The 24,690-nt window shown below is 72.0% G+C and carries 26 protein-coding genes; 12 read left to right on the top strand and 14 right to left on the bottom strand.

The annotated features are described in order from the left end of the window. Nucleotides 1–27: 27 nt before the first annotated feature. Nucleotides 28–243, top strand: a complete 216-nt coding sequence (locus ACWDRB_RS05075) for a hypothetical protein (protein WP_185079467.1) — start codon at nt 28–30, stop codon at nt 241–243. Nucleotides 244–305: 62 nt separating this feature from the next. Then, a complete protein-coding gene (locus tag ACWDRB_RS05070) occupies nt 306–1,667 on the top strand; it encodes a glutamine synthetase family protein (RefSeq protein WP_363963756.1) in 1,362 nt (453 codons plus the stop codon). 60 nt (nt 1,668–1,727) lie between these two features. Here ACWDRB_RS05070 and hisF read toward each other — a convergent pair whose 3' ends face one another. Genes hisF through hisD form a run of 9 tightly spaced genes read right to left on the bottom strand, consistent with a single transcriptional unit; the run spans nt 1,728 to nt 7,753 of the window. After that, entirely contained in the window at nt 1,728–2,489 is a 762-nt protein-coding gene (hisF, locus tag ACWDRB_RS05065) for an imidazole glycerol phosphate synthase subunit HisF (RefSeq protein WP_355191790.1), read from the bottom strand. Next, nucleotides 2,486–2,896, bottom strand: a complete 411-nt coding sequence (locus ACWDRB_RS05060; protein ID WP_355191788.1) for a Rid family hydrolase — start codon at nt 2,894–2,896, stop codon at nt 2,486–2,488. The genes hisF and ACWDRB_RS05060 overlap by 4 nt, the downstream gene beginning before the upstream one ends. Nucleotides 2,897–2,917: 21 nt before the next feature. Continuing rightward, nucleotides 2,918–3,640 (bottom strand): bifunctional 1-(5-phosphoribosyl)-5-((5-phosphoribosylamino)methylideneamino)imidazole-4-carboxamide isomerase/phosphoribosylanthranilate isomerase PriA, encoded by a 723-nt coding sequence (priA, locus tag ACWDRB_RS05055; RefSeq protein ID WP_363963752.1) that lies wholly within the window; start codon nt 3,638–3,640, stop codon nt 2,918–2,920. Continuing rightward, the gene (locus ACWDRB_RS05050) at nt 3,641–3,970 is read right to left on the bottom strand and encodes a hypothetical protein (RefSeq protein WP_192792284.1); all 330 of its coding nucleotides are present in this window, start codon (nt 3,968–3,970) and stop codon (nt 3,641–3,643) included. Nucleotides 3,971–3,998: 28 nt separating this feature from the next. Beyond that, complete coding sequence (hisH, locus tag ACWDRB_RS05045; protein WP_350726239.1) at nt 3,999–4,637, bottom strand: imidazole glycerol phosphate synthase subunit HisH; 639 nt, start codon at nt 4,635–4,637, stop codon at nt 3,999–4,001. Next, entirely contained in the window at nt 4,628–4,783 is a 156-nt protein-coding gene (locus ACWDRB_RS05040) for a hypothetical protein (RefSeq protein ID WP_350726237.1), read from the bottom strand. The genes hisH and ACWDRB_RS05040 overlap by 10 nt, the downstream gene beginning before the upstream one ends. Then, nucleotides 4,780–5,373: an imidazoleglycerol-phosphate dehydratase HisB gene (hisB, locus tag ACWDRB_RS05035; RefSeq protein WP_350726235.1), complete on the bottom strand. Its 594-nt coding sequence runs from the start codon at nt 5,371–5,373 to the stop codon at nt 4,780–4,782. The genes ACWDRB_RS05040 and hisB overlap by 4 nt, the downstream gene beginning before the upstream one ends. Next, on the bottom strand, nt 5,370–6,440 hold the full coding sequence (locus ACWDRB_RS05030) for a histidinol-phosphate transaminase (RefSeq protein ID WP_449891897.1): 1,071 nt from the start codon (nt 6,438–6,440) through the stop codon (nt 5,370–5,372). The genes hisB and ACWDRB_RS05030 overlap by 4 nt, the downstream gene beginning before the upstream one ends. Then, nucleotides 6,437–7,753, bottom strand: a complete 1,317-nt coding sequence (gene hisD, locus ACWDRB_RS05025) for a histidinol dehydrogenase (protein ID WP_449891896.1) — start codon at nt 7,751–7,753, stop codon at nt 6,437–6,439. The genes ACWDRB_RS05030 and hisD overlap by 4 nt, the downstream gene beginning before the upstream one ends. Nucleotides 7,754–8,140: 387 nt before the next feature. Here hisD and ACWDRB_RS05020 point away from each other — a divergent pair, with 387 nt between their 5' ends. From ACWDRB_RS05020 to ACWDRB_RS05010, 3 genes are all read left to right on the top strand, one after another. Next, nucleotides 8,141–8,335: a hypothetical protein gene (locus tag ACWDRB_RS05020; RefSeq protein WP_350726229.1), complete on the top strand. Its 195-nt coding sequence runs from the start codon at nt 8,141–8,143 to the stop codon at nt 8,333–8,335. A gap of 48 nt (nt 8,336–8,383) precedes the next feature. After that, complete coding sequence (ligD, locus tag ACWDRB_RS05015; protein ID WP_449891895.1) at nt 8,384–9,394, top strand: non-homologous end-joining DNA ligase; 1,011 nt, start codon at nt 8,384–8,386, stop codon at nt 9,392–9,394. Between the two features lie 114 nt (nt 9,395–9,508). Beyond that, nucleotides 9,509–10,990 (top strand): trypsin-like serine peptidase, encoded by a 1,482-nt coding sequence (locus ACWDRB_RS05010; RefSeq protein WP_449891894.1) that lies wholly within the window; start codon nt 9,509–9,511, stop codon nt 10,988–10,990. Between the two features lie 25 nt (nt 10,991–11,015). Here the strand turns inward: ACWDRB_RS05010 and ACWDRB_RS05005 are convergent, their stop codons facing one another. After that, nucleotides 11,016–12,140, bottom strand: a complete 1,125-nt coding sequence (locus ACWDRB_RS05005; protein WP_397366068.1) for an MFS transporter — start codon at nt 12,138–12,140, stop codon at nt 11,016–11,018. Nucleotides 12,141–12,193: 53 nt separating this feature from the next. Here ACWDRB_RS05005 and ACWDRB_RS05000 point away from each other — a divergent pair, with 53 nt between their 5' ends. Together ACWDRB_RS05000 and ybaK are read left to right on the top strand one after the other, a co-directional pair. Further along, the gene (locus ACWDRB_RS05000) at nt 12,194–12,937 is read left to right on the top strand and encodes a helix-turn-helix domain-containing protein (RefSeq protein WP_449891893.1); all 744 of its coding nucleotides are present in this window, start codon (nt 12,194–12,196) and stop codon (nt 12,935–12,937) included. A gap of 59 nt (nt 12,938–12,996) precedes the next feature. Then, on the top strand, nt 12,997–13,452 hold the full coding sequence (ybaK, locus tag ACWDRB_RS04995) for a Cys-tRNA(Pro) deacylase (protein ID WP_350729233.1): 456 nt from the start codon (nt 12,997–12,999) through the stop codon (nt 13,450–13,452). Nucleotides 13,453–13,458: 6 nt separating this feature from the next. On the opposite strand, the gene ACWDRB_RS04990 is transcribed toward ybaK, so the two are convergent. Beyond that, nucleotides 13,459–15,687 carry a transglycosylase domain-containing protein gene (locus ACWDRB_RS04990; RefSeq protein WP_449891892.1) on the bottom strand — a complete coding sequence of 743 codons (2,229 nt, stop codon included), beginning with the start codon at nt 15,685–15,687 and terminating at the stop codon, nt 13,459–13,461. A gap of 53 nt (nt 15,688–15,740) precedes the next feature. Then, nucleotides 15,741–17,051 (bottom strand): UDP-N-acetylglucosamine 1-carboxyvinyltransferase, encoded by a 1,311-nt coding sequence (gene murA, locus ACWDRB_RS04985; RefSeq protein WP_363963734.1) that lies wholly within the window; start codon nt 17,049–17,051, stop codon nt 15,741–15,743. Nucleotides 17,052–17,114: 63 nt separating this feature from the next. Between murA and ACWDRB_RS04980 the strand changes: the two genes are divergently transcribed. Continuing rightward, the gene (locus ACWDRB_RS04980; RefSeq protein ID WP_355191768.1) at nt 17,115–17,636 is read left to right on the top strand and encodes a hypothetical protein; all 522 of its coding nucleotides are present in this window, start codon (nt 17,115–17,117) and stop codon (nt 17,634–17,636) included. A 16-nt stretch (nt 17,637–17,652) separates the two neighbouring features. On the opposite strand, the gene ACWDRB_RS04975 is transcribed toward ACWDRB_RS04980, so the two are convergent. Beyond that, nucleotides 17,653–19,023, bottom strand: coding sequence for an amidase (locus ACWDRB_RS04975; RefSeq protein ID WP_449891891.1), 1,371 nt, complete (start codon nt 19,021–19,023; stop codon nt 17,653–17,655). 85 nt (nt 19,024–19,108) lie between these two features. Beyond that, nucleotides 19,109–19,918 (bottom strand): CPBP family intramembrane glutamic endopeptidase, encoded by an 810-nt coding sequence (locus ACWDRB_RS04970; RefSeq protein ID WP_449891890.1) that lies wholly within the window; start codon nt 19,916–19,918, stop codon nt 19,109–19,111. Between the two features lie 124 nt (nt 19,919–20,042). Between ACWDRB_RS04970 and ACWDRB_RS04965 the strand changes: the two genes are divergently transcribed. The 4 genes from ACWDRB_RS04965 (at nt 20,043) to ACWDRB_RS04950 (ending at nt 24,688) form a co-directional block, all read left to right on the top strand. Next, nucleotides 20,043–21,188 (top strand): sensor histidine kinase, encoded by a 1,146-nt coding sequence (locus ACWDRB_RS04965; protein WP_449891889.1) that lies wholly within the window; start codon nt 20,043–20,045, stop codon nt 21,186–21,188. Nucleotides 21,189–21,237: 49 nt separating this feature from the next. Beyond that, nucleotides 21,238–21,888, top strand: coding sequence for a response regulator (locus ACWDRB_RS04960; RefSeq protein WP_449891888.1), 651 nt, complete (start codon nt 21,238–21,240; stop codon nt 21,886–21,888). Nucleotides 21,889–22,214: 326 nt separating this feature from the next. Next, entirely contained in the window at nt 22,215–23,570 is a 1,356-nt protein-coding gene (locus tag ACWDRB_RS04955) for an amino acid permease (protein WP_449891887.1), read from the top strand. Between the two features lie 110 nt (nt 23,571–23,680). After that, entirely contained in the window at nt 23,681–24,688 is a 1,008-nt protein-coding gene (locus ACWDRB_RS04950) for an SGNH/GDSL hydrolase family protein (RefSeq protein ID WP_449891886.1), read from the top strand. The last annotated feature ends 2 nt before the right edge of the window (nt 24,689–24,690 follow it).

The raw sequence follows: 24,690 nt of genomic DNA, 5'->3' as shown, positions 1-24,690 counted from the left end.
TCATGTACATCTTCACAGAAGATGCCGATGATCGCCCAGATCCGGGTATATACGGCTGGGAATGGACTGCAGGAGGCCCCCATGCAGGTCAAGAAGGTGATCACCTACGTGGCTGTCGCGTTCGTGGTGTTCTACCTGTTCACCAAGCCGACCCAGGCTGCGGCGGCGGTCAACGGAGTGTTTGAAGGAATCCTTCACGGAGCAGACCAATTGGCTGTGTTCTTCACAAATGTTCTGACCTGACGCGAGGCTTCTGTCTGCGCCAGATGCTTCCCCGCGCTGCCGGATCGTGTTACGCAGGCAGGATGAGAGATCGCCCGAGCGGCACAAAGATCAATCAGCTCGATCCCAACGCGCGGCGGATCCTCGAGCGAACCGAGCTCGAGGGAATCGAGCTGATCCGTTTTCTGTACGCCGACCACGGTGGCGTGATCCGGGGCAAGGCCGCGTCCCGGTCGAGGTTGGCGGAACGGCTCAGCACGGGCATCGGGCACACGGTGGCCATGATGGCGATGAACATGCTCGACCAGCTCCAGGAGGTCGAGCACATGGGTCCGGTGGGCGAGGTACGCATTGTCCCCGACCCGGCCACCTACGTCCCGTTGCCCCATGCGCCGGGCGCGGCGGCGATGCTGTCCGACCTGCGCCTGCCGGACGGCTCGCCGTGGGGGGCCTGCGCGCGCACCTTCCTCAAGGAGGCCATCGCCGAGCTCGCCACCGAGGGCTACACGCTGGTCGCGGCGTTCGAGCCGGAGTTCACGCTCGGCCGCCGCCTGCCCGACCCGGCCGGCGGCCCCGACCGGCTGGTCCCGCTCGACGACTCGCTCTGCTACGCCAACGCCGGGTTCGACACGGCCCACGACTACACGATCAAGCTCATCCACGCCCTGGAGACGCAGGGGCTGCGGGTCGAGCACTACCATCCCGAGCTGGGGCCCGGCCAGCAGGAGCTGTCCGTGCGCCACGCGCCCGCGCTGCGCGCCGCCGACAACCACGTCCTCTACCGCGAGACCGTGCGCGGCACGGCGATGCGCATGCAGATGTGGGCCACGCTGGCCCCCAAGCCGCTGGCCGACCAGGCGGGCAACGGCGCGCACCTGCATCTGTCCCTGTGGAGCGACAACCGTAACGTCTTCGCCGAGGACGGCGAGGTGCGCGACGGGTTCATCGGCGGCCTGATGGCCCACCTGCCCGGCCTGACGGCGCTCACGTGCGGGAGCGTCAACAGCTTCCGGCGGCTGGCGCCCCGCACGTGGGCGAGCGCGTACGCCGTCCACGGGCCCGACAACCGTGAGGCCGCGGTCCGCGTGTGCTCCCCGCTCGGCGAGAGCGGCGAGCCCAACCTGGAGCTCAAACCCTCCGACTCCTCCGCCAACCCCTACCTGGCGCTCGGGGCCGTCATCCACGCCGGCCTGGACGGCATCCGGCGCAAGCTGGACCCGGGGCCCGCCGTGGACGTGGACCCGGACACCCGGCCCGGCCAGTACACCCGCCTGCCGGCGTCGCTGGACGAGGCGCTGGACGCGCTGGAGGCCGACGAGGTGCTCATGGAGGCGCTGGGGCCGCTGCGGCGCAGCGCGTACCTGGCGGTCAAGCGCTCGGAGGCGGCGGCGTTCGCCGCGAAGGACGTCGCGTACGAGCTGTTCCACCACCTGCGGGTCTTCTGACGGACGCGCGCAGGCGGGCCTCGCGACCCGCCCGCACGCGGTGACACCCGCCCCGGCGGGCTAGCGGACCGGGTGGCCCGCCATCCGGAGCGTGTCCTTGACCTCGGAGATCTTGAGCGTGCCGAAGTGGAACACCGACGCCGCGAGCACGGCGTCGGCGCCCGCCGCCACCGCCGGAGGGAAGTCCTCCAGCCGGCCGGCGCCGCCGCTGGCGATCACCGGCACCCGCACCGCGGCGCGGACCGCACGCAGCATCTCCAGGTCGTAGCCGTCGAGCGTGCCGTCACCGTCCATCGAGTTGAGCAGGATCTCCCCCACTCCGAGCTCCTCGCCGCGGGCCGCCCACTCCACCGCGTCGATCCCGGTGCCGCGGCGACCGCCGTGCGTGGTCACCTCGAACCCGCTGGGGGTGCCGGGCGCGCGGCGGGCGTCCACGGACAGCACGACGCACTGGGCGCCGAAGCGCCGGGACGCCTCCGTGAGCAGCTCGGGCCGGGCGATGGCCGCCGTGTTGAGCGACACCTTGTCGGCCCCGGCCCGCAGCAGGCGGTTGACGTCCTCGACCGAACGCACGCCGCCGCCGACGGTGAGCGGGATGAACACCTGCTCGGCGGTCCTGCGCACCACGTCGAGCATGGTCTCCCGCTCGCCGGACGACGCGGTGATGTCGAGGAAGGTCAGCTCGTCGGCGCCCTCCTCGTCATAGCGCCTGGCCAGCTCGACCGGGTCGCCCGCGTCGCGGAGGTTCTCGAAGTTGATGCCCTTGACCACGCGGCCGGCGTCCACGTCGAGACAGGGAATGACTCTTACGGCTACGGTCATGCTCGGTGTGCCTCGATTTCGATCTCGACCAGCATTCTCGGGTCGACCAGCCCGGCCACCCTCACTCCGGTGCAGGCGGGGCGCACCTTGCCGAAGACCTCGCCGATGGCCTGCCCGACGAGGTCGAAGTGGCGCTGCTCCACCACATAGTAACGGACCATGACCACGTCCTCGCTGGTCAGACCGCCCATCAGGACGGCCTCCAGCGCGATGTCGATCGCGGTCAGGCTCTGTCTGTAGGCGTCGCCGACATGGCGCACCTCTCCGTCGACCGTGGCGGTGCAGCCGGACACGATCACCCGGTCACCCGCCACGACGGCACGGGCATAGCCGTACCGCTCCTCCCAGATACCGCCGGAAAACACCCTGCGACCGGTGCTTTCCATACCAAAGATGCTGACGCTCATCTCGCCCCCTCCCGGCAAGAGCTACACACGTACTGCGGCTAGCGCGTTTTCCAGTGTGAACGCGTGAGCGTAGAGGGCCTTGCCCACGATGGCGCCCTCCAGCCCGTCGGGGACGAGGGACGCGAGCGCGACCAGGTCGTCGATGGAGGAGACGCCGCCGCTGGCCACGACCGGCCGGCCGGTGCGGGCCAGGATCCGGCGGTAGAGGTCGAGGTTGGGGCCCTTCAGCATGCCGTCCTTGGTCACGTCGGTGACGACGTAACGGGGGCAGCCGTCGGCCTCGAGGCGGTCGAGGACCTCCCACAGGTCACCGGCGTCCTCGGTCCAGCCGCGGGCGGCCAGCGTGGTGCCGCGCACGTCGAGCCCGACCGCGATCTTGTCGCCGTGCTCGGCGATGACCTTCCGGCACCACTCGGGATTCTCCAGGGCGGCGGTGCCGATGTTGACCCGGCGGCAGCCGGTGGCCAGCGCGGCGGCCAGGGAGTCGTCGTCGCGGATGCCGCCGGACAGCTCCACGTTCACGTCGAGCCGGCCGATGACGTCGGCGAGCAACTCCCGGTTGGTGCCCCGGCCGAACGCGGCGTCCAGGTCGACCAGATGGATCCACTCGGCGCCCGCCTCCTGCCAGGCCAGCGCGGCGGCCAGCGGCTCCCCGTAGCCGGTCTCGGTCCCGGCCTCGCCCTGCACCAGGCGTACGGCCTGGCCGTCGACGACGTCCACGGCGGGCAGCAATACGAGCGACATTCAGATCCTCCGGTCGAAAGCGAGGGTCACGACAACGGGTACCAGCAGCAGCGAGAAGACCAGGACGGCGAGGCTGAGCGGGAGCGAGCCCCACACCAGCCACACGATGGCCTGGACGAACAGGAAGCCCAGCGCGACCACGATGTTCTGGGCGCGGTGGCGGCGGGCGATCAGGCCGCCCTGGCGGTAGAACCGCACCGGGCGCGGGGTCAGCCGGGCCAGGAGGGCGCGGCGGCGGGCCCGGCGCGCCTGCCGCTCCTCGTTGGCCCGGATCGCGCGCGCCCGCTCCGCCTCCCGCTCGGCCCTGCGGCGCGCGCGTTCCTTGCTCATGAGAGCCTGGATCGGGTGATCGGCGCGCTCACAGCGTGCCGAGCCAGTTCTTCAGCAGTACGGCTCCGGCGTCGCCGGACTTCTCGGGGTGGAACTGGGTGGCCTTGAGCGGGCCGTTCTCGACGGCGGCCACGAACGGGACGCCGTGCTCGGCCCAGGTGACCAGCGGCTCGGCGAACCCCTCGCCGGCGTGCAGCTCCCACTCGCGCACCCCGTACGAGTGCACGAAGTAGAAGCGGGTCGCGGCGTCGAGCCCGGCGAACAGCACGCTGTCGGCGGGCGCCTTGACCGTGTTCCACCCCATGTGGGGCAGCACGGGCGCCTCCAGCCGCTCCACCGTGCCCGGCCACTCGGCGCAGCCCTCGGTCTCCACGCCGTGCTCGACGCCCCGGGCGAACAGGATCTGCATGCCCACGCAGATGCCCAGCACCGGACGCCCGCCGGACAGGCGCCGCCCGATGATCCGCTCGCCGCGCACGCTCTTGAGCCCGGTCATGCACGCCTCGAACGCGCCGACGCCCGGCACCACCAGCCCGTCGGCGTCCATGGCGGCGTCGAAGTCGGACGTGACGGTCACGTCGGCGCCGACCCTGGCCAGCGCCCGCTCGGCCGAGCGCAGGTTGCCCGACCCGTAGTCGAGCACCACGACCTTCTTGCCTACCACCACAGCACCCCCGCCGTGATCGCCATCGCCGCGCCCAGCGCGCAGACGGCCGCACCGATCTTCAGCCCCTGCTTGGCCAGCGAGAACACGCCGCCGATCAGGAACAGCCCGATGAACACCATCGCGATGGCGATGGTGTTCTCGGTCATAGGACGCCCTTGGTGCTCGGCACGCCCGTGGCGCGCGGGTCGAGCTCGGATGCCTCGCGCAGCGCCCTGGCCAGGGCCTTGAACTGGGCCTCCACGATGTGGTGGGCGTTGCGGCCGTAGGGCACGTGGACGTGCAGGCAGATCGCGGCCTGCGCGACGAGCGACTCCAGGATGTGGCGGGTCATCGTCGTGTCGTACTCGGGGCCGATCATCGGCGCCATGCCCTCGGGCTCGGAGTGCACGAGATAGGGGCGTCCGGACAGGTCGACGGTGACCTGGGCGAGCGACTCGTCCAGCGGGCACGACGCGCTGCCGAACCTCCTGATGCCCGACTTGTCGCCCAGCGCCTCGCGGAACGCCGCGCCCAGCGCGAGCGCGGTGTCCTCGATCGTGTGGTGGGAGTCGATGTGCAGGTCGCCCTCGGTCTTGACCGTCAGGTCGAACAGCCCGTGCTTGCCCAGCTGGGCCAGCATGTGGTCGAAGAAGCCGACCCCGGTGGCCACCTCGACCCGGCCGGTGCCGTCGAGGCCGACCTCCACCAGGACCGAGGTCTCCTTCGTAACGCGCTCGACGCGGCCTACGCGGCTCACAAGACTCCTTCCAGGGCGGCGCGGAAGGCCGCCATCTCCTCACCGGTGCCGATCGACACCCGCAGCCATTGTGGCGGGCCCACCTCGCGGATGAGCACCCCGCGCTCCAGCAGCCCCTCCCACACCTTGCGCCGGTCGGGGAAGCGCCCGAACAGCACGAAGTTGGCGTCGGAGTCGGCCACGGCCAGGCCCTTGGAGCGCAGCCACGCGACCGTGTCGTCGCGCTCGCGCCGCAGCGCGTCGACCGTGCCCAGCAGCTCGGCACGGTGCCGCAGCGCCACGCGCGCCGCCGTCTGGGTGAGCGTGGACAGGTGGTACGGCAGGCGCACCAGCAGCAGCGCCTCCACCACGGCCGGGTGGGCGGCGAGGTAGCCGAGCCGGGTGCCCGCCATGGCGAACGCCTTGGACATCGTCCTGGTGACGATCAGCCTGGGGTGCTCGGGCAGCAGGGTCAGCGCCGACGGCGTGCCCTCGCGGGCGAACTCCGCGTAGGCCTCGTCGACCACGACCATGCCCCGGGCGGCGGCCAGGACGGCCTTGATGGTCTCGAGCGGCTGGGCGGTGCCGGTCGGGTTGTTGGGCGAGGCCAGGAACACGATGTCGGGCTGGTGCTCCTCGATCGCCGCCGTCGCCTTGCCGGGGTCGATCGAGAAGTCGTCCTCGCGGCTGGCCGAGATCCACTCGGTGCTGGTGCCGCTGGTGATGATCGGGTGCATCGAGTACGAGGGCTCGAACCCGATGGCCGTGCGGCCGTGGCCGCCGAAGGCCTGCAGGATCTGCTGGAGCACCTCGTTGGAGCCGTTGGCGGCCCACACCTGCTCGGTGGTCAGGCCGTGGCCGAGGTAGCCGGCCAGGTCGGCGCGCAGGGCCGTGGCGTCCCTGTCGGGGTAGCGGTTGAGCTCTCCCGCGCTCTCCCGGACCGCCTCGGCCAGGTCGGCGACCAGCTCGGGCGAGGGCGGGTAGGGGTTTTCGTTGGTGTTGAGCCTGACGGGGACGTCGATCTGGGGCGCGCCGTACGGCGACTTACCCCGGAGGTCGTCTCGGATGGGCAGGTCGTCGAGGTTCACGCGGTCTCCGTGGGAATCTGCCAGTCGAATCGGGCGCGGATCGCGGCGCCGTGGGCCGGAAGGTCCTCGGCGTCCGCCAGGACCGACACGTGGGCCGCCGCGTCGGCGAGGGCGTCGCGGGTGTAGTCGACGACGTGGATGCCGCGCAGGAACGACTGCACCGACAGGCCGCTGGAGTGGCAGGCGCAGCCGCCCGTGGGCAGCACGTGGTTGGACCCGGCGAGGTAGTCGCCGAGCGACACGGGAGCGTACGGGCCCACGAAGATGGCCCCGGCGTTCCGGATTCTTCCGGCTATTTCCGCGGCGTTCGCGGTGTGGATCTCCAGGTGCTCGGCGGCGTACGCGTCCACGACCTTGATGCCGTCGTCGATCGAGCCGACCAGCACGATGCCCGACTGCCTGCCGCCCAGCGCCTCGGCGATGCGCTCGGAGTGCCTGGTCGCCGACACCTGGCCCGGCAGCTCCTTCTCGACCGCGTCGGCCAGCTCGACGCTGGTGGTGACCAGCACGGCGGCGGCGATCGGGTCGTGCTCGGCCTGGCTGATCAGGTCGGCGGCCACGTGGACCGGGTCGGCCGTCTCGTCGGCCAGGACGGCGATCTCGGTCGGGCCCGCCTCGGAGTCGATGCCGATGCGCCCCTTGAGCAGCCGCTTGGCCGCCGCCACCCAGATGTTGCCCGGACCGGTCACCATCGTGGCGGGCGGGCACTCCTCCGTGCCGTAGGCGAACATGGCCACCGCCTGCGCCCCGCCCACCGAGTAGACCTCGTCCACGCCGAGCAGCGCGCACGCGGCCAGGATGGTGGGGTGCGGCAGCCCGCCGTACTCCTTCTGCGGCGGGCTGGTCACGGCCAGCGAGCCGACGCCGGCCTCCTGCGCCGGGACGACGTTCATGACCACGCTGGAGGGGTAGACCGCGCGGCCGCCGGGGACGTAGAGGCCCACCCGGTCGACCGGCACCCACCGCTCGGTCACCGTGCCGCCGGGCACGACCTGGGTGGTGACGTCGGTGCGCCGCTGGTCGCGGTGGACCAGCCTGGCCCGCCTGATCGATTCCTCCAGCGCCGCCCTGACCTCGGGGGCGAGCTCGCGCAGGGCCTGGTCGATGGCCTCGGCGGAGACGCGGGCAGAGGCGATCTCGACGCCGTCGAACCTGGCGGTCAGCTCCCGTACGGCTGCCGCCCCGCGATGGCGCACGTCGTCGCAGATGGGCCGCACCTTCTCCAGGGCGGCCTCGACGTCGAGCTCGGCGCGGGGCAGCACGTCGCGCAGGTTCTCCGGAAGAGAACCACGCATGTCAATACGGGAAATCACCATCACAGTCTACGGAGTCCGGCCCCTTAATCAGGTTCTGTCCACCATCCGGGACGGCGTGCCGCCCCTCACCCGGCGGTGCGGAGGGCGGCCGCGGGCGACGCTCGCCGACGTCGCAGCCCGCGGCCGCCACAGCCCCGGACCGGGCCCGCCGGGGCATCGCCGTGGCCGTCGCGGGGGCATGGCCACGGCCGGGAAAGCCGAGAGCCGTCACCCCTGCCCGCCCCGAACCCCCCGATAACGCCGAACGCCCAAAAAGGCGCCAATTTCTCTTTACCCAAAGGTCGAGCGCCCATGTCCCGGAAAAGCCATCACCCCGCCCGACAAGGCCAGGTGCGTACTTTCCCATTACGTGTCCATTCTGTCCGCACCCCTACAGTTACCGGGGTGGGACAGTGGCGAGCCCCCGGCGGCATCCTGGTCGAGGCGATCATCTTGGACGATCGCCCGCTGCTGCGTGTCTCGCACCGGGTCAACGGCACGACGTACCTGCAGGGCTACTGCGCCACCGTCGCCGAGCTCACCGCCCACGGCGTGGACCTGGCCGAGCTCGTCGAGGACACCGCGCTTGACCATCTGTAGACCCCGGCCCACCACTGTCGATCAGCCCTCCGGGGTACGGCCTGCACCATGGTGCGGCTGCCGGCCTACGCGCCCATGCTGGCGCAGCTCGGCACCCTGACCTCCGTCCAGGGTGCGGACTGGGCCGTGGAGATGAAATGGGACGGCGTGCGCGCGCTCGCCTACCTCCAGGGCGGCGCCGTCCGCCTGATGTCGCGCAACGCCAAGGACATCACCCCCGCCTACCCCGAGCTCCAGCTCATGGCCGGCGCCACCGGCGGACACCCGGCCGTGATCGACGGGGAGATCGTGGCGTTCGACGAGACCGGGCGGCCCAGCTTCGAGGCGCTGCAGCCCCGGATGCACCAGCGCAACCCGGCGGCGGTGGCCGAACTGGCCAGGTCGGTGCCGGTGACGTTCATGGCGTTCGACATCCTGCACCTCGACGAGGACAGCACCGTCTCCCGCCCCTACAGCGCCCGCAGGGAACTGCTCGAGACCACGTTCACGCCCGGCTACCGCTGGGAGGTGCCCGTGTGGTTCGCCGACCACGCCGGGCTCGCGTTCGACTCCTCCCGGCAGCTCGGGCTCGAAGGGGTCGTGTGCAAGCGGATGGGCTCGCCGTACCGGCCCGGCCGGCGCAGCAGCGACTGGACGAAGGTCAAGAACGTCCGCACCGCCGAGGTCGTGATCGGCGGCTGGAAGCCGGGGGGCGGGCGGCGTTCGGGGATGATCGGGTCGCTGCTGCTGGGTGCCTTCGACCAGCGGGGGCGGCTGCGGTTCGTGGGGCACGTCGGGACCGGGTTCACCGAGGTCATGCTGCGCGACCTGGGCGAACGCCTGGCGTCCCTGGAACGCGCCGGCCCGCCGTTCGACGAGCCGGTGCCGCGCGAGCACGCCAGGGACGCGCGCTGGGTGGAGCCGCGCCTGGTCGGGGAGGTGCAGTACGCCGAGGTCACCGGTGACAGCCGCCTGCGCCACCCGTCGTGGCGCGGGCTGCGGCCCGATCGCGAGCCGTCGGAGACCAGTACCGCCGACTTCCTGCCCCCCGGCCGCACCGGCGACGCCGCGGCCGGCTGAAGCCCGGCTGAGCCCCGGGAAGCTATGGCGACACGGAGCGCCTAACTACGCTTCGTCTGTATTTCGTAACCTAGAGTGATCGAGACGTTGCCGATTTCACTCAAAGGGGACACCGTGCCGAAGGTCCTGGTCACCACGCTCACCACGCTGGCCGGCGTCGCGCTCGCGGTGCCCGCGACCGCCGGGCAGCAGCCCCCTTTGACGCCCGTCCAGGACCGCGCCTGGGGCGCCGCGTCGTCCCCGCTGATGCGCCCCGCCCGCGCCGTGCGTTACTGGACCGCGAGCAAGCAAGCCCAGGCCAACGCCACGGAGCTGCCCAAGAGCCTGAAAGCACGGGCCCAGGGCGTCATGGAGCTCCCGAAGAGCCTGGAGGCGCTGGGTCAGCTGCGCAGCGTGCCGGAGGGCAAACGGATCACCCCGGGCGGGGACGCCAACGGCTACGCCCCCATGCCCCGCCCCTACACCGCCGCCACCCAGAGCCGCGTCACCGGCCGGCTGTTCTACGTCAACTCCAGCGGGCTGGACGACTCCTGCAGCGCGTCCGTCGTGCGCTCGGCGGTCGGGCTGCTCATCGTCACCGCCGCCCACTGCGTGTACAGCGTGCCGCTGGGAGCGTCGGCCGGCCAGTGGCACACGAACTTCGCGTTCGTGCCCGCGTACGACGGGCAGGCCGCCGACGTGCGGGGCCGCGAGCCGTACGGGCGGTGGGGCGCCCGGCGGGCGTGGAAGCCCGACCCCTACACCGGCATGAGCGGCGGCGACTGGAACTCGCACTACGACATCGCCCTCATCGAGGTCGGCAGGAAGAGCCGCACGCTCCAGGACGCCGTCGGCGCCTTCACCCCGATCCGCAACCAGGGCGGCGCGTACACCGTCGCCACGACGGGCTACCCCGGCGTGGCCGGCAGGAAGCCGTACGACGGCCAGGAACAGCTCTGGTGCCTGGCCAAGACCGAGCCGGCCGGCGGCATCGCCGACACCGGCACCCTCTTCGCCTCCCGCATCACCGCCACGTCGGCCGGCGGACGCATGGAGACGCGCAACTGCCACCTGTTCAAGGGCCACAGCGGCGGCCCGTGGCTGCTCAGAGACACCGACGACCTGATGGGCGTGCTGTCGGCGGGCACGGAGGACGGCGGCGCGGACGGCTACTCCGTCGCGAACGCCCTCAACACCGAGAGCTACGGCGCGATCATCAAGCAGGCCGACCCGCAGGGGGTGTACGACGCGCTGTCCATCAGCACCTCCGGCCCGCGCCGCGCGGTCAGGCGCGGCGGCGGCACCGCGAACGTCAGGGCCACCGTGACCATGCGCGGGCTGATGGGCGCCGCCCAGGTGCCCGTCACGTTCAACCTCCCGGCCGGTACGAGCCTGTCCTCGGTGAACGGCGCCTCGTGCAAGCGCTCGGGCAGGCAGGCCACCTGCACGATCGCCGCCATCCACCCCGAGCGCCCGGTCCAGCTCACGGCCCGCGTCCGCGTGACCCGCCGGGCCGCCCGCTACCCGCGCGTCACCGCGCACGTGGACTCGAGCCGCCTCGACACGAACCAGGTCGACAACACCAGCACCGTCGCCCTGTCCACCTACCGCCGCTGACCGGCGCGTCCCGGGCCGCGGGAGGTCAGGCGGCGGGCTCCAGCACCGGCTCCTTCAGCGTCCTGGCCAGCAGCCAGGCCAGGGCCGGGAAGACGATCAGGCACGCCAGCGCCGTCCGCAACGTGGTGGCCTCGGCGAGCGCGCCCACCAGCGGGCTGGCCAGGCCGCCCACGCTCACCGCGAGCCCCAGGGTCACGCCGCCGGCCGTGCCCACCCGGGTGGGCAGGAAGTCCTGGCCCAGCGTGACATGCAGCGAGAACGGCGCATACAGGGCGATCGACGAGGCCGCGACGAAGACGTACGCGACAGGTCCCGGCGCCAGCACCACCCCCGCTACCGCCGGGACCGCCAGCGCGTAGGCCAGGCGCATCGTCCGCATCCGCCCCCACCGGGCGGCCAGCCTGCCACCCAGCACGGTCCCGACCGCCCCGCCCGCGAAGAGCACGAACAGCGCCACCGCGCCCGCCGCCCCGCCGCCCATGTAGAGGGCCACGAAGGCGCTCAGCCCGACGTACACGACCGAGCGGAAGACGATCACCAGCGTCAGCCTGACGAACGACGGCCAGTCGTCCCGGCCGGACACCGGGGCCGCGGCCCGCGCCGCCGGCCCTCCCCCGGCCAGCGCCCGGACCGCCGGGAGCGTCGCCACCGCCCCCAGCACCGCCGGCGCGGCCAGGAACGGCGAGGCGCCCAGCCCCCACCCCGCCAGCAACGGCGTCACCAGCACGGGAGCCGACGCGAACCCCAGCGTCCCGCCCAGCGAGAACCAGCTCATCCGCACGTGACTGCCCTCGCTCGCGATCCTGGCCAGCCGCGCGGACTCCGGATGGTAGGCCGCCACGCCGAGGCCGGACAGCGCCACGGCCAGCCAGGTCAGCACGTAAGAGTCCGTCACCCCGCCGAGCGCCACCCCGGCGCCCGCGACGAGTGTGCTCACCGGGATCAGCCACGGCATCCGCCACTTGTCCGTCAGCACCCCGAACACCGGCTGCACGACCGACGACAGCAGCGTCGCGGCCAGCACGATGCCGGACACGGCGACGTACCCGTAGCCGCGGCCGGCCACCAGGAAGGGCACGAGCGCGGGGACGGCACCCTGGTAGAAGTCCACGGCCGCGTGGCCGGCGGCGAGCATGGGGGTCCTGTTCACCCCCCGATCCTTTCCCGATGGCGGCTGGCCCGCTTCCGATAAAATGCCAATTCATGACGGCAATCCGCCATCTGCCCGAAGCGCCGACGGGGCGACGGCCGTTGGCCCCCGGTGCGGGCATCGACGCGCACCGGCACGACACCCACCAGATCGTCTACGCCTGCCGCGGCGTGCTCTCGGTCACCACCGGCGCGGGCACCTGGGTCGCCCCGGCCAACCGCGCAATCTGGATCCCGGCCGGCACCGTCCACGAACACCGCGCCCACGGCGACACCGACCTGCGCCTGGTGGGCCTCGCCGACAACCCCCTCGGCCTCGGCCACCCCACCGTCCTCGTCGTCGGCCCCCTGCTCCGCGAGCTGATCATCACCTACACCTCCGACGAGCGCTCCCCACCGGACGGCGGGGAGCGCGAGAGGTTGTGGGCCGTGCTCGTCGACCAGCTCAAGCGCGCCCCCGAGCAGCGGCTGCACCTGCCCACCGCCCGCGACCCCAGGCTGACCGCCGTCTGCGCGATCCTGCGCCGCGACCCCGCCGACAGCAGGACGCTGGCGCAGCTGGCCGTCCAGGCCGGCACCAGCGACCGTACGCTGGCCAGGCTGTGCCGGCGCGAGCTGGGCATGAGCTTCCCGCAGTGGCGCACCCAGCTCCGCCTGCACCACGCGCTGCTCCTGCTGGCCGACGGCGTCGCCGTGACCGCCGTCGCCCACCGGTGCGGGTGGGCCTCCGCGAGCGCGTTCATCGACGTGTTCGGGCGGGCGTTCGGGTACACCCCGGGCAAGGCCTTTACATTGTAGATTCGCTACAATGTGATCCTGTGAGCAAATCGAAAGGCAAGGGCGGGACCCCGGCCACCATGGCGCTGACCAAGGCCAAGGCCGAGTTCACGCTCCACCCGTACGAGCACGACGCCTCGGCCCAGGCCTACGGCGAGGAGGCCGCGGACGCGCTCGGCGTCCCGTACGAGCGGATCTTCAAGACGCTGGTGGCCGAGGTGGAGAGCGGGCTGGCGGTGGCGGTCGTGCCCGTGTCGGGCAAGCTCGACCTCAAGGCCCTGGCCGGCGCTCTCAACAGCAAGCGGGCCGCCATGGCCGACGCCGCCAAGGTGGAGCGCGTCACCGGCTACGTCGTGGGCGGCATCAGCCCCCTGGGCCAGCGTAAGCAGCTTCCGACGGTGGTCGACTCCTCGGCGCTCGACTTCGAGACGATCTACTTCTCGGCCGGGAAGCGCGGCCTCCAGATCGAGACCGCGCCCGACAACCTCATCACGCTCACCAGGGCCGTCACCGCCCCCATCGGCAAGTCCTCCTGACCGCGCTCATCGCCGCCGCCCGGGCTCCGAGCTCTCCAGGGGCGACTGGCCGACGAGCCATTCGAAGAGCCGCCGGCGCCCCCAGAAGAAGGGGTGGTCGCGGCGTCCCCGGCCGCCCTCCGCCTCGCGCCTCTTCCGCTCCTCCTCGGCGAGCGCCTGCTCCAGCCCCGGCGTGTTGCCGCCGCCGAAGCGGGCCATGTCCGGCCCGGAGAAGCCCTTGGGCTCGACGTCCCGCAGCGCTGACTCCATCGACTCCACCCAGATCGGCCCGGGCAGCGACGCCCCCTGCACCGCTCCGTAGTAGTCGTCCCCGATCTGCACCCCCTGCAACGGGAAGCGGTACGACCCGCGGATGTCCCCCACGCTGACCGCCGCCGCCAGCGCCGGCGTGTAACCGGCGAACCAGGCCGAGGTGTAGCCGTTGTTGGTGCCCGTCTTGCCGGCGGCCGGCCGCCCGATGCTCTGGCCCTGCATGGTGCCCTTGGAGAAGACGCCCTCCAGCACGTAGTTGACCGCGTCCGCGACCTCCTCCTCGATGGCGCGCTCGCACGCGGGCGGCACGTGGGTGCGCCGCCCGTCCCTGCCGACGATCTCGACGATCGCCAGCGGCCGGCAGTAGATCCCCCTGGCCCCGAACGCCGCGAACGCCGCCGCCACCGTCACCGGGTCCATCTCGTTCACGCCCAGCGTGAACGTGGGCACCTCCTTCAGCGGCTCCCCGTCCGCCCTGGCGATCCCGAGCGCCTTGGCCGTCCGCACCACGTTGCAGAGCCCGACCTTGCGCTCCAGCATCATGTAGAAGATGTTCACCGACTTCCAGGTGCCGGTCTCGATGCTGTGCGGGCCGCCGGAGCCCTCGCCGGTGGCGTTGAGTATGCGGGTGTCCGGGTCGTTCACGGCGTGGCCCGCGCAGTCGCGGTAACCCTGCCCGGGCACGAGTTCGCCCGGGGTGTTGAAGCCGTCGCCGAACCGCCACCCCTGCTGGAGCGCCGTGGCCAGCGTGAACACCTTGAACGTCGACCCGGCCTGGAACCCCTGACCGCCTCCGTGCGCCACGTCCGCGGCCAGGTTGAAGGTGGTCTTGGGGCCGTTCTTCCGGTTGCCGGGGTTGCGGCCGAAGCGTTTGCTGGCCGCTATCGCCCTGATCCGCCCGGTTCGCGGCTCGACCATGGCCTCGGCGGCCACCTCGGTGTCCTCCGGCCAGACGTGGCGGCGGATGGCCTGCTCGGCGGCGCTCTGCGCGATCGGGTCGAGGCTGGTCCTGATCGTCAGGCCGCCCCTGGCCATCCTGGTCCGCCGCTCGGCCTCGGTGTTGCCGAAGACGGGGTTCGACAGCAGCTCGCGCTGGACGTAGAGGCAGTAGAAGGGATAGGCGCTCTGCTCGCACCCGCCGGGCTCGGGCCTGAGCTTGATGGCCAGCGGCGCGGCCTTGGCGCTCGCCGCCTCCTGCGGGCTGATCAGCTTCAGCCCGGCCATGCGGTCGAGCACGAGGTCCCGCCGCGTCTTCAGGCGCTCACGATGGTCCCGGCCGAGCGAGGGGTCGGTCGAGTACGGCATGCGCACCGCGCCGGCCAGCGTGGCCGCCTGGCCCAGGGTCAGCCGGGAGGCCGACGTGGAGAAGAAGCGCCTGGCCGCCGCCTCCACGCCGTGGGCTCCGGCGCCGAAGTAGGCGATGTTGAGGTAGCGCTCCAGGATCTCGTCCTTGCGGTACTTCTTCTCCAGCGCCAGCGCGAGCCGCAGCTCGGTGATCTTGCGGGCCAGGTTCGGGGCGCGGGCGCGGTCGCGCTCGGCCTCGGTGCGGGCGGCCTCGATCAGGATGTTCTTGACGAGCTGCTGCGTCAGGGACGAGCCGCCCTGCTTGATGCCGCCGGCCTGCGTGTTGGTGAGCAGCGCCCGGAACGTGCCCCGGATGTCGAGGCCGCCGTGCTCGTAGAAGCGGGCGTCCTCGATCGCCACGATCGCCTTGCGCATCACCGGGGCCACGGCGCTCAGCTGCACGGCCGTCCGGTTGGCCTCGTAGAACTGGGCGAACGTCCTGCCGTCCTTGTCCAGCAGTCTGGTCACCTGGTCCAGGGGCTCTTCACGCGGGGCGGGAGGCAGGTCGACGAAGGTGCTCGCGACGTTCTTGGCGGCGATGCCGCCCCCGCTCACCACGGGCGCGGCCAGTGCCGCGGTCAGCACCCCTCCGAGCGCCCCCGCCAGCCCGAGCGCGCCGACGGATCTGAGTACGGTCACGTCACATGATCTGCGACGTCCGGATCCGCGCCAAACGCCCGCTTGTCACCTGTTTACCGTTGCCTGCGGATGTGCAGACCGAGCGAGGCGAACTGTTCGAACGGCCGGTGGTAACCGCGTTCGATGTGGTGCACGCCGCGCAGCGTGGACGGCCCGTCGGCGACGGCGGCCGCCAGCACGGCCGAGAACCCCGCCCGGATGTCGGGCAGCGTCACGTCGGCGCCCTTGAGCTTGGACACGCCGCGCACGACGGCCGAGTGCCTGGCGTTGGTGTCGTGGTACCGGCAGGCCGGCCCGCCCAGGCACTGGTCGAACACCTCGATCTCGCAGCCCATCTTCTGCAGCGCGGGCACGTACACCAGGCGGTTCTCGAAGACCGTCTCGTGCAGCACCGACATGCCCTGGCTCTGCGTGAACAGCACCATGAGCGGCGTCTGCCAGTCCGTCATGAACCCGGGGTGGGTGTCGGTCTGCACGGCCGCCGAGCGCAGCCCCTCGGGCGGCGCGGTGGCGCACAGGTACTCGTCGTTGATGTCGAACTGGGCGCCCATCCTGGCCAGCGTGGTGATCGCGGTGACCAGGCGGTCCTGCGGGCAGCCGTGCACCCGCACCTCTCCCCCGGTGACCAGGCCGGCCGCCAGGTACGAGAACGCCTCGATGCGGTCGCCGGTCAGCCAGGTGGAGGCGCCGCGCAGCCGTTCGACGCCCTCAATGACGATCCTGCGGTCGGGGGAGAGCTCGATCCTGGCTCCCATCCGCTGCAGGAACAGCGCCAGCTCCACCACCTCGGGCTCCATCGCGGCGTTCTTCAGCACCGTCTTGCCCTCGGCCAGGACCGCCGACATCAGCACCGTCTCCGTGGCGCCGACGCTCGGGTACGGCAGCTCGATCCGGGTGCCGTGGAGCCGGCCGGCCTTGGCGAAGATGCCGGTGTCGCCCACCTCCACCTCGGCGCCCATCGCGCGCAGGGCCTCCACGTGGAAGTTGACCGGCCGCCGCCCGATCGGGTCGCCTCCCACCAGCGGGACGAACGCCTCCCCCGCCAGGTGCAGGAGCGGGCCGAGCATGAGGATGGGGATGCGGTTCAGGCCGGTGAACGCGTCGGGCACCCTCGGCTCGATGGCCTGTCCCCGCGCGATCCTGATCTCCGTGCGGGAGATCTCGACATGGATGCCCAGCGCCCGCAGCATGGCGGCGGTGATCTCCACCTCGCCCACCTCCGGGGCGTTGTGGATGCTGCTCTCCCCGCCGCCCAGCATGGCGGCGACCATGTGCTTGGAGACTCCGTTCTTGGAGCCGCGTACTTCGACGTCCCCCCGGAGCGGGCCGGAGGGTTCTATCAACCAGACCTCTTCTGCAATCACGAGGCGAGCCTAGCCGGGGGATACCATCGAGCTGATTCGGACACACATGTAAGGGGGAGTGGCGTGACGAGGGAAGTGCGCGCTTTCGCGGTAACTGTCCTCGCACTTGCCACTCTCGGAGCGGCTGCCGGGCTGGTCTGGTCAGGGATCACGCCACGCGCGCCGTACCAGGTCACCGATCAGGGGACGGTGCTGGCCGACCCGTCCACGCAGGCGCTGATCGCGGCCGACGGGTGGTTCGCGGTGATCACCGGCGGGCTGGGGCTGCTGTGCGGCGGGGTCGCGTGGTTCGCGGCGCGGCGGTGGATGCTGCCGGTGCTGCTCGGGCTCTGCGCGGGCGGCGTCCTGGGGGCGATGTTGACGCTGTGGGTCGGGTCCACGTTCACGATCGGGGCGGTCGTCATCGAGGCCGCCGCCACGCCCGGGGTGAAGGTCGTCCCGGGCGCGCTGAAGCTGACGGCCTCCGGCGTGCTGGTGTCCTGGCCGCTGCTGGCGGTGGGGCTGTTCGGGTTCCTGGAGGGCATGCACGGGTACCGCGAGTCGCCACTGCGCCACCCGTACGGCGACCCGCCAGAACCCCTCTGACCCGCTCGTGCGGCGGCTACAGCGGTGGGCGGCGCTCGCCGTGCCGGGTCGCCTGCTCGAACGCGCGGGCCACGCGCAGGACCCTGGCGTCCTCGAACGGCCGGCCCACGATCTGCACCCCCACCGGAAGCCCGTCCGCCGTGAACCCGGCCGGCACGGACGCGGCCGGCGCATGCAGCACGCTGATCCAGTACGCGGAGCGCATCCAGGCGAGGTAGTCGGGCATCGGCTCCCCGTTGATCTCGCCGACGTGGGGCTGCTCGACCGGGAACGGCGGCACCTGGCTGACGGGCGCGATCAGCACGTCGTAGGTGTCGAAGAACGCGGCCATCCGCTGGTAGAGGCGGCTGCGGCCCCGCTCGGCCCGGGCCAGGTCGGCGCCGGTGACCTTGCGGCCCTGCTCGACGTTCCACGCGGTGTTGGGGCCGAGCCCGGTCAGGTCGCCGAAGGACAGCGCGTAGTTCCACGCCCGGTAGGTCCGGAACGCGTCCTCGGCCTCCGACAGGTCCAGCTCGACCTGCTCGACCAGGGCTCCCAGCCGCTCGAACACCTCCGGCGCCGTCGCGGTGACCGCCGCCGTCCTCGCGTCCACCGGCAGGCCGCCCAGGTCCGGGCTCCACGCCACGCGCAGCCCCCGCACGCCCTCCTCCGGCTCGGGGGCGAAGACCTCCTTGATCGAGTACGGGGAGCGCCGGTCGAACCCGGCGATCGCCCCGAACATCAGCGTCACGTCCTCGACCGTCCTGGCCATCGGCCCCTGCACGGACAGCGTGTACCAGGCGTTGGTGTCGGACGGGTCGGGGACGCGGCCCGGGGTCGGGCGCAGGCCGACGACGTTGCAGAAGGAGGCCGGGTTGCGCAGCGAGCCCCCCATGTCGGACCCGTCGGCCAGCGGGACCATGCCGGTGGCCAGGGCCGCGGCCGCGCCCCCGCTGCTGCCTCCGGCGGACCTGGACAGGTCGTAGGGGTTTCTCGTGGCGCCGAACACCTCGTTGACGGTGTGGGAGCCGGTGCCGAACTCCGGCGTGTTCGTCTTGCCCATGGTGATGGCCCCGGCGGCGCGCAGTCGCCGGACGATCAGGTCGTCCTGAGCCGGGACGTTGTCGGCGAAGAGCGGCGATCCGTACGTGGTGCGGATGCCGGCCGTGTCGACGAGGTCCTTGTGCGCGACGGGCAGGCCGTGCAGCGGACCGGCCGGCTCCCGCGCGTCGGCCGCCTTGGCCGCGTCGAGCGCCTGCTCGGCGACCAGGGTCACGATGGCGTTGACGCGCGGGTTGACCTGCTCGATGCGGTCGAGGTGGGCTTGGACGACCTCGACGGCGCTCACCTGCCTGGTCCTGATCAGGTGCGCCAGCTCGGTCGCGGTCGAGTAGTGCAGTTCGCTCACCCTTGGATCCTCCCCCACGGGCCGCGGCCCGACGACAGCGAGGGTTGCCCACCCCGGCCGCGACCGCTCGTCGGATCACCACCGCTCAGGAACTCTCCCGCACCAGCCCCCGTTTCAGTGGCGCGGTGTGGCCGTCCCTCCGTCTGGCCAGGATGAGCAGGCCGGTGACGGCGAGCGCGCAGGCCACGATGACGAGCTGCACGCCGTACTGGATGTCCTGGGTCGGGAGCACGATGTTGCCGGTATGGAAGCCGGTGTGCACGCCGACCGCCATCCACACCGCTCCGGTGCGCGCCCGCGCCGCCGCGCAGGCGAAGCCGATGCCGATCGCCTGGAGCACGTAGAGCAGGCGCTCGGCGGTCGTGTCCGCCGGGCTCCGGGAGAGGATGTGCAGCGCGCCGAAGCACACGGACACCACGATCAGCACGGCCCTCGGGGACAGCCGGCCCGACAGCGTGTCGAACAGGTGCCCCCGCCACAGCAGCTCCTCGGGGAACGCCTGGCCGAGCAGGACTATGGCGACGTAGAGCGGCAGGTAGGGGAGCTGGGCGCGCATCACGTCCCACGGCAGCCAGGTGGCCACGCCGAGCGCCACCGACAGAGCGTTGGAAGCGATCACCGCGGCCGCGCCGGCCAGCACGCCCGCCAGCAGGTGCGGCACGGCCCGCCATGACCTCGTGAGCCCCACGCCCCGCCACGACTGGCGGCCGAGGAAGCGGCGGATCAGGTAGACGAGCCCGAGCGAGGCCAGCGTGACTCCGATGACGCCCACCGGCTGATAGAGGGGGTCGCCCCGGTCGAAGAGCAGCATCGCGGGAAGGGAGCCGCCGTACACCTGCGCGAACATCGCGACGACGGCGATCAGCACGGCCCAGACGGGATGAGTGGCTTTCATGGACCGTCACGCTAGGCAGCCCTGCGCCGCCGCACATCGGCCCGCGGTCTGAACCCGCCATGACCTTCGTCATGGGTCCTCAAGGAGGATCACAACGCGCTCGCGGGAAACTATGGTCGAAGCCATGCAGCGTCCTCTGGCCCGGCTGCGCGTCCCCGACCGGCCCGTCCTGTTCACCGTCGTGTTCTGGGTGGTGCTCGCCGCCACCGGGGCCGTCGCGTACGCGGCCGAGCCCTCGACGCCGCCGTGGGCCGTGCCCTTCGGCGTCAACCTGGCGCTCGTGGCCGTGCTCTGGCTGCTGCTGCCCTGGCGGCGCTGCGAAGGGTGGCGGCGGCCTCTTCCGGTGGCGTTCCTGCTGGCGACGTTCGCCCTGGGACTCACGGGCTCGGCCGAGATCCACCAGTTGCTGACGCTCCTGGCGATCGCCAACGTGGCGTTCGTCCACGGCATGCGGACCGCGGCCGTCATCGTCGGCTGCCTGATGGGCGGGCTCTTCGTCACGACCGCGGTGGCCCACGGCATTCCGGAGGCCACCGTGCAGACGGTGGTCACCGTCGTCTTCGCCGCGTTCGTGCTGGGCATGACGTCGGCCGTGCTGGAGGCGAGGCGCAGGCGGGAGGAGGCGCGGCGGCTGCTGGCCCGGGTCAGGGAGCTGACGGTCGCCCAGGAGCGGGCGCGGATGGGCGCCGAGATGCACGACTCCATCGGCCACCACCTGACGGTGATCAAGCTGAGCCTGGAGAACGCCGAGCGGTTCCGCTCGCGCCGCCCAGAGGCCGCCTGGGACGAGGTGCGCCAGGCGAAGGGGCTGACCGTGGAGGCGCTGGCCGACGCCCGCCGATGGGTCCGCGCGCTGCGCCCGCTCGCGCTCGAGGGCCGCGTCGGCAGCGCGGCGCTGGAGCGGCTGGCGGCGTCGTTCGACGGCACGGGGCTGGCGGTGTCCTTCGAGGTGGCGGGCGGCGAGGTGCCCCTGGAGCCCGATGTGGAGCTGGTGCTCTACCGCGTGCTGCAGGAAGGGCTCACCAACGCGGTCCGGCACGCCGGGGCCCGCCACGTCGACGGCACGCTCACCTTCTCCGGCGAGGCCGTCGTCCTGGCGGTCGCCGACGACGGCAAGGGCCGCGACCGCGAGGGACGTGGCGGGTTCGGCCTGAGCTCGCTCGCCGAGCGCGCCCGCGCCGTGGGCGGCACCCTGGTCGCGGGCGACCGGCCGGGCGGCGGCTTCGAGGTACGGGCGGAGCTGCCCGTCCGGGCGAAGGTGGCGACGTGAGGGCGTTCAGGGTGCCGCTGGAGCTGCTCGTCCCTGTGAAGGTGGCGACGTGAGGGCGATCAAGGTGCTGCTGGTCGACGACCAGGAGCTGATGCGGCAGGGCCTGCGCAAGATGCTGGAGATCGAGGACGGCATCGAGGTGGCGGGCGAGGCCGCCGACGGCGAGGAGGCGCTGCTGGTGGCCGCCGAGTGCCGCCCGGACGTGGCGCTGGTGGATGCCAGGATGCCCAGGATGGACGGCGTCGAGCTCATCTCCCGCCTGTCGGCCCGGCAGCCCGGGGTGGCGTCGATCGTGCTCAGCACCTTCGACGAGGACGACTACATCTTCGGCGCGCTGCGCGGCGGCGCCGTCGGCTACCTGCTCAAGGACTGCACGCCGGAGGAGCTGATCGACTCCGTCCGCCGCGCCGGCCGCGGGGAGACGGTGCTCGCCTCACCGGTGGCCGCCCGCCTGGTCGCCGAGCTCCGGCGCACCCCGCCCGCGCCGCCCCCGCCAGCCCCGCCTCGGGACCGGTTGTCGGCCCGGGAGGCGCAGGTGGCCGCGCTGATCGCCGCGGGGGCCTCCAACCGCGAGATCGCGGCCCGGCTGCGCATCACCGAGGGCACGGTGAAGAACCACGTCTCCAGCCTCCTCCGCAAATACGCCCTCCGCGACCGCACCCGCCTCGCCCTCCACCTCAAGGACCTCCCACCCTCCTGACCTCCGCCACCCCATCACGCATGGGCCCGAACCGCGGACGACCACCATCCCACCCCAGGCGGATCCCAGCCCCTCCCGGAGACCGCTACGACCGCTGTCACGCCCCCAAGCGGATCGCACCCCCACCGGACACCACGACAGCCGCCGTCACGCTCCCAGACGGATCCCGGCCCCTCTCGGGTGGGGTTGTGCGCTCCGGCTCCAGCGGTCCGGACCGACATCCTGATGCCCGCGCCCGGCCCTCGTCCGGACCGGCGCGCCGGGACCCCCGTGGCCGGCAGCACCGATATCGTCGTATTCACTGTACGTAGTTGAGGAGACACTCGGTGCGCACGCAGACGGACGAAGGCTACCGGCACGCGCTCGGCAACCGCCAGGTCCAGATGATCGCGATCGGCGGGGCGATCGGGGTCGGCCTGTTCCTCGGTTCGGGCGGCCGGCTGGCCGCCGCGGGGCCCGCCCTGGTGATCTCGTACGCCACCGCCGGGGCGGCCGCGTTCTTCGTCATGCGGGCGCTCGGCGAGCTCGTGCTCTACCGCCCGGTGGCGGGGTCGTTCGTCGAGTACGCGGGCGAGTTCATCGGCCCGTGGGCGGCGTTCGCCAGCGGCTGGATGTACTGGATCAACTGGGCGTTCACCGGCATCGCCGAGCTGACCGCCATCGCCGCCTACATCCATTACTGGGCTCCGGCGTTCCCGCAGTGGCTGACGGCGCTCATCGCCCTGGGCTTCGTGCTGTCGGTCAACCTGGTGTCGGTCCGGCTGTTCGGCGAGCTGGAGTTCTGGTTCGCCATGCTGAAGGTGCTGGCGATCACGATCTTCCTGGTGGTCGGCCTGGTCCTGGTGGTCTTCGCGGTCGGCCAGGCGACCCCGCACAACCTCGTCTCCCACGGCGGCTTCTTCCCCAAGGGCTTCCCGATGGTGCTGATGAGCCTGCAGTCGGTGGTGTTCGCGTACGCGTCGATCGAGCTGGTCGGCATCACGGCGGGTGAGACGGCCAGGCCGCACCAGGTCATGCCGAAGGCGATCAACGGCGTGGTGTGGCGCATCGCGATCTTCTACGTGGGCTCGGTGGCGCTGCTGGCGATGGTCCTGCCGTGGACCGCGTACCACGCGGACACCTCGCCGTTCGTGACGGTCTTCGCGGGCCTCGGCGTCCCGTGGGCCGCCGACGCGATGAACCTCGTCGTGATCACCGCCGCGCTCTCGTCCTGCAACTCCGGCCTGTACGCCACGGGCCGCATCCTGCGCTCGATGGCCATGAAGCAGGAGGCGCCCGGGTTCACGGGCACGCTCAGCTCCAGGTTCGTCCCGATGGGCGGCATCCTGTTCACGGCGGCCATGTTCCTGGCCGGGGTGGCGCTGTTCTACTTCCTGCCCGAGCGAGCCTTCAACATCGCCACCGCCGTCGCCTCCCTGGGCGTGATCACGACCTGGGGCGTGCTCGTCTGGTGCCAGATGCGGCTGCGCCGGTCGGGCCACCTGTCGGTGTTCCCGATGCCCGGCGCGCCGTACACGAACTGGCTCACGCTGGCGTTCCTGGTGCTCGTCGTCCTGCTGATGCCCTTCGCCGACCCCGACCAGCGGGTGGCGTTCTTCCTCATCCCGGCGCTGGCCGCGGCCATCGCCCTCGGCTGGCGGGTGGTCAGCCGCCGCCGGATCGTCAACGGCGGCCGCCCCTGACTGAGTACTCTCGATGTGCCGGCACAGAGCCGCCGCACACGGGGGAGGCCGCACTGGACGAGGCGACACGACAGACGCCGAGGTGGACAAAGCGGGCGATAGTCCAGACCGTGGCGGCCGCCGCCGTCGGCGCCGCACTTGCCGTGGCATGCGCGCCCTTGGGCGTCTTACCGAGGCTGGCCTGTGCCGTGCTCGGCGCGGGCTGCCCGGCCGATCAGGAGCCGAACGGGAGGCTGCCGCAGGCCACCCGCCTGACGCCCGTGCAGGTGGCGCAGGGCGGCATGTACGTCGCGCTGGGCGACTCCTACTCCTCCGGCGAGGGCGTCTGGGACCTGGACCACGAGCCGATCAACGACGGCGCCGACCGCTGCCACCGGGCGACGGGCTCGTACGTGCCGCTGGTGGCGCAGACCTACCGCTTCGGGGGCGGCACCGCCTTCTACGCCTGCAGCGGCGCCACCACCACCCAGATCCTGTCGGGCCAGTACGGCCAGAAGCCCCAGATCACCCGGGTCGGCCCGAACGCCAGCCTGGTGACGCTGAGCATCGGCGGCAACGACGCCGGGTTCACGAAGGTGCTCACGGGCTGCATCGTCAAGCTGCCGTGGTCGTCGGCGTGCGTGGAGCAGGACGCCGCCGTCGCCCGCCGCATCGACGAGCTGCGCCCCAGCCTGACCAAGGTGCTGCGCGAGGTGCGGACGCGGGCGCCGAACGCCCGCATCATCGTCCTCGGCTACCCCAGGCCCTTCCCCAAGGACCCCGTGGCGACCGTCGACAACATGAGCGCCGAGGACCAGACCTGGCTGAACGGGATGACGCGCCGGCTCAACGACACGGTGGCCTCGGTGGTGTCCGACTTCGACCGCACGATCGCGGCGTTCGGCGTGCCGGGGAGCGTGGAGTACGTGGACGCGTACGAGGCGTTCACGGGACACGAGGTGGGCCGGCCGCAGCCGTACCTGAACGGGCTGAGCGTGAACATGGACGAACTCAAGGTCAACGCCCGCAGCTACCACCCGACGGGCGACGGCTACCGCCGCTTCGCCGAGCTCATCACCAAGCAGATCGCCGCCGGGCCGGGCCGCCCCATGAACAACGTCCGCCTCGACGCCCCCTGACG

This window comes from Nonomuraea sp. NPDC003707 (genome assembly GCF_053587055.1).
This window is presented reverse-complemented; position numbering and strand designations above follow the sequence as displayed.

Excerpts from the sequence above, each read along its gene's own strand:
- ACWDRB_RS05060 (WP_355191788.1), bottom strand. The coding sequence starts at position 2,896 with ATGAGCGTCAGCATCTTTGGTATGGAAAGCACCGGTCGCAGGGTGTTT.
- ACWDRB_RS05070 (WP_363963756.1), top strand. The coding sequence starts at position 306 with ATGAGAGATCGCCCGAGCGGCACAAAGATCAATCAGCTCGATCCCAAC.
- priA (WP_363963752.1), bottom strand. The coding sequence starts at position 3,640 with ATGTCGCTCGTATTGCTGCCCGCCGTGGACGTCGTCGACGGCCAGGCC.
- ACWDRB_RS05040 (WP_350726237.1), bottom strand. The coding sequence starts at position 4,783 with ATGACCGAGAACACCATCGCCATCGCGATGGTGTTCATCGGGCTGTTC.
- ACWDRB_RS05050 (WP_192792284.1), bottom strand. The coding sequence starts at position 3,970 with ATGAGCAAGGAACGCGCGCGCCGCAGGGCCGAGCGGGAGGCGGAGCGG.
- ACWDRB_RS05075 (WP_185079467.1), top strand. The coding sequence starts at position 28 with ATGATCGCCCAGATCCGGGTATATACGGCTGGGAATGGACTGCAGGAG.
- ybaK (WP_350729233.1), top strand. The coding sequence starts at position 12,997 with ATGGCGCTGACCAAGGCCAAGGCCGAGTTCACGCTCCACCCGTACGAG.
- ligD (WP_449891895.1), top strand. The coding sequence starts at position 8,384 with ATGGTGCGGCTGCCGGCCTACGCGCCCATGCTGGCGCAGCTCGGCACC.
- ACWDRB_RS05000 (WP_449891893.1), top strand. The coding sequence starts at position 12,194 with ATGACGGCAATCCGCCATCTGCCCGAAGCGCCGACGGGGCGACGGCCG.
- ACWDRB_RS04970 (WP_449891890.1), bottom strand. The coding sequence starts at position 19,918 with ATGAAAGCCACTCATCCCGTCTGGGCCGTGCTGATCGCCGTCGTCGCG.
- hisF (WP_355191790.1), bottom strand. The coding sequence starts at position 2,489 with ATGACCGTAGCCGTAAGAGTCATTCCCTGTCTCGACGTGGACGCCGGC.
- ACWDRB_RS04965 (WP_449891889.1), top strand. The coding sequence starts at position 20,043 with ATGCAGCGTCCTCTGGCCCGGCTGCGCGTCCCCGACCGGCCCGTCCTG.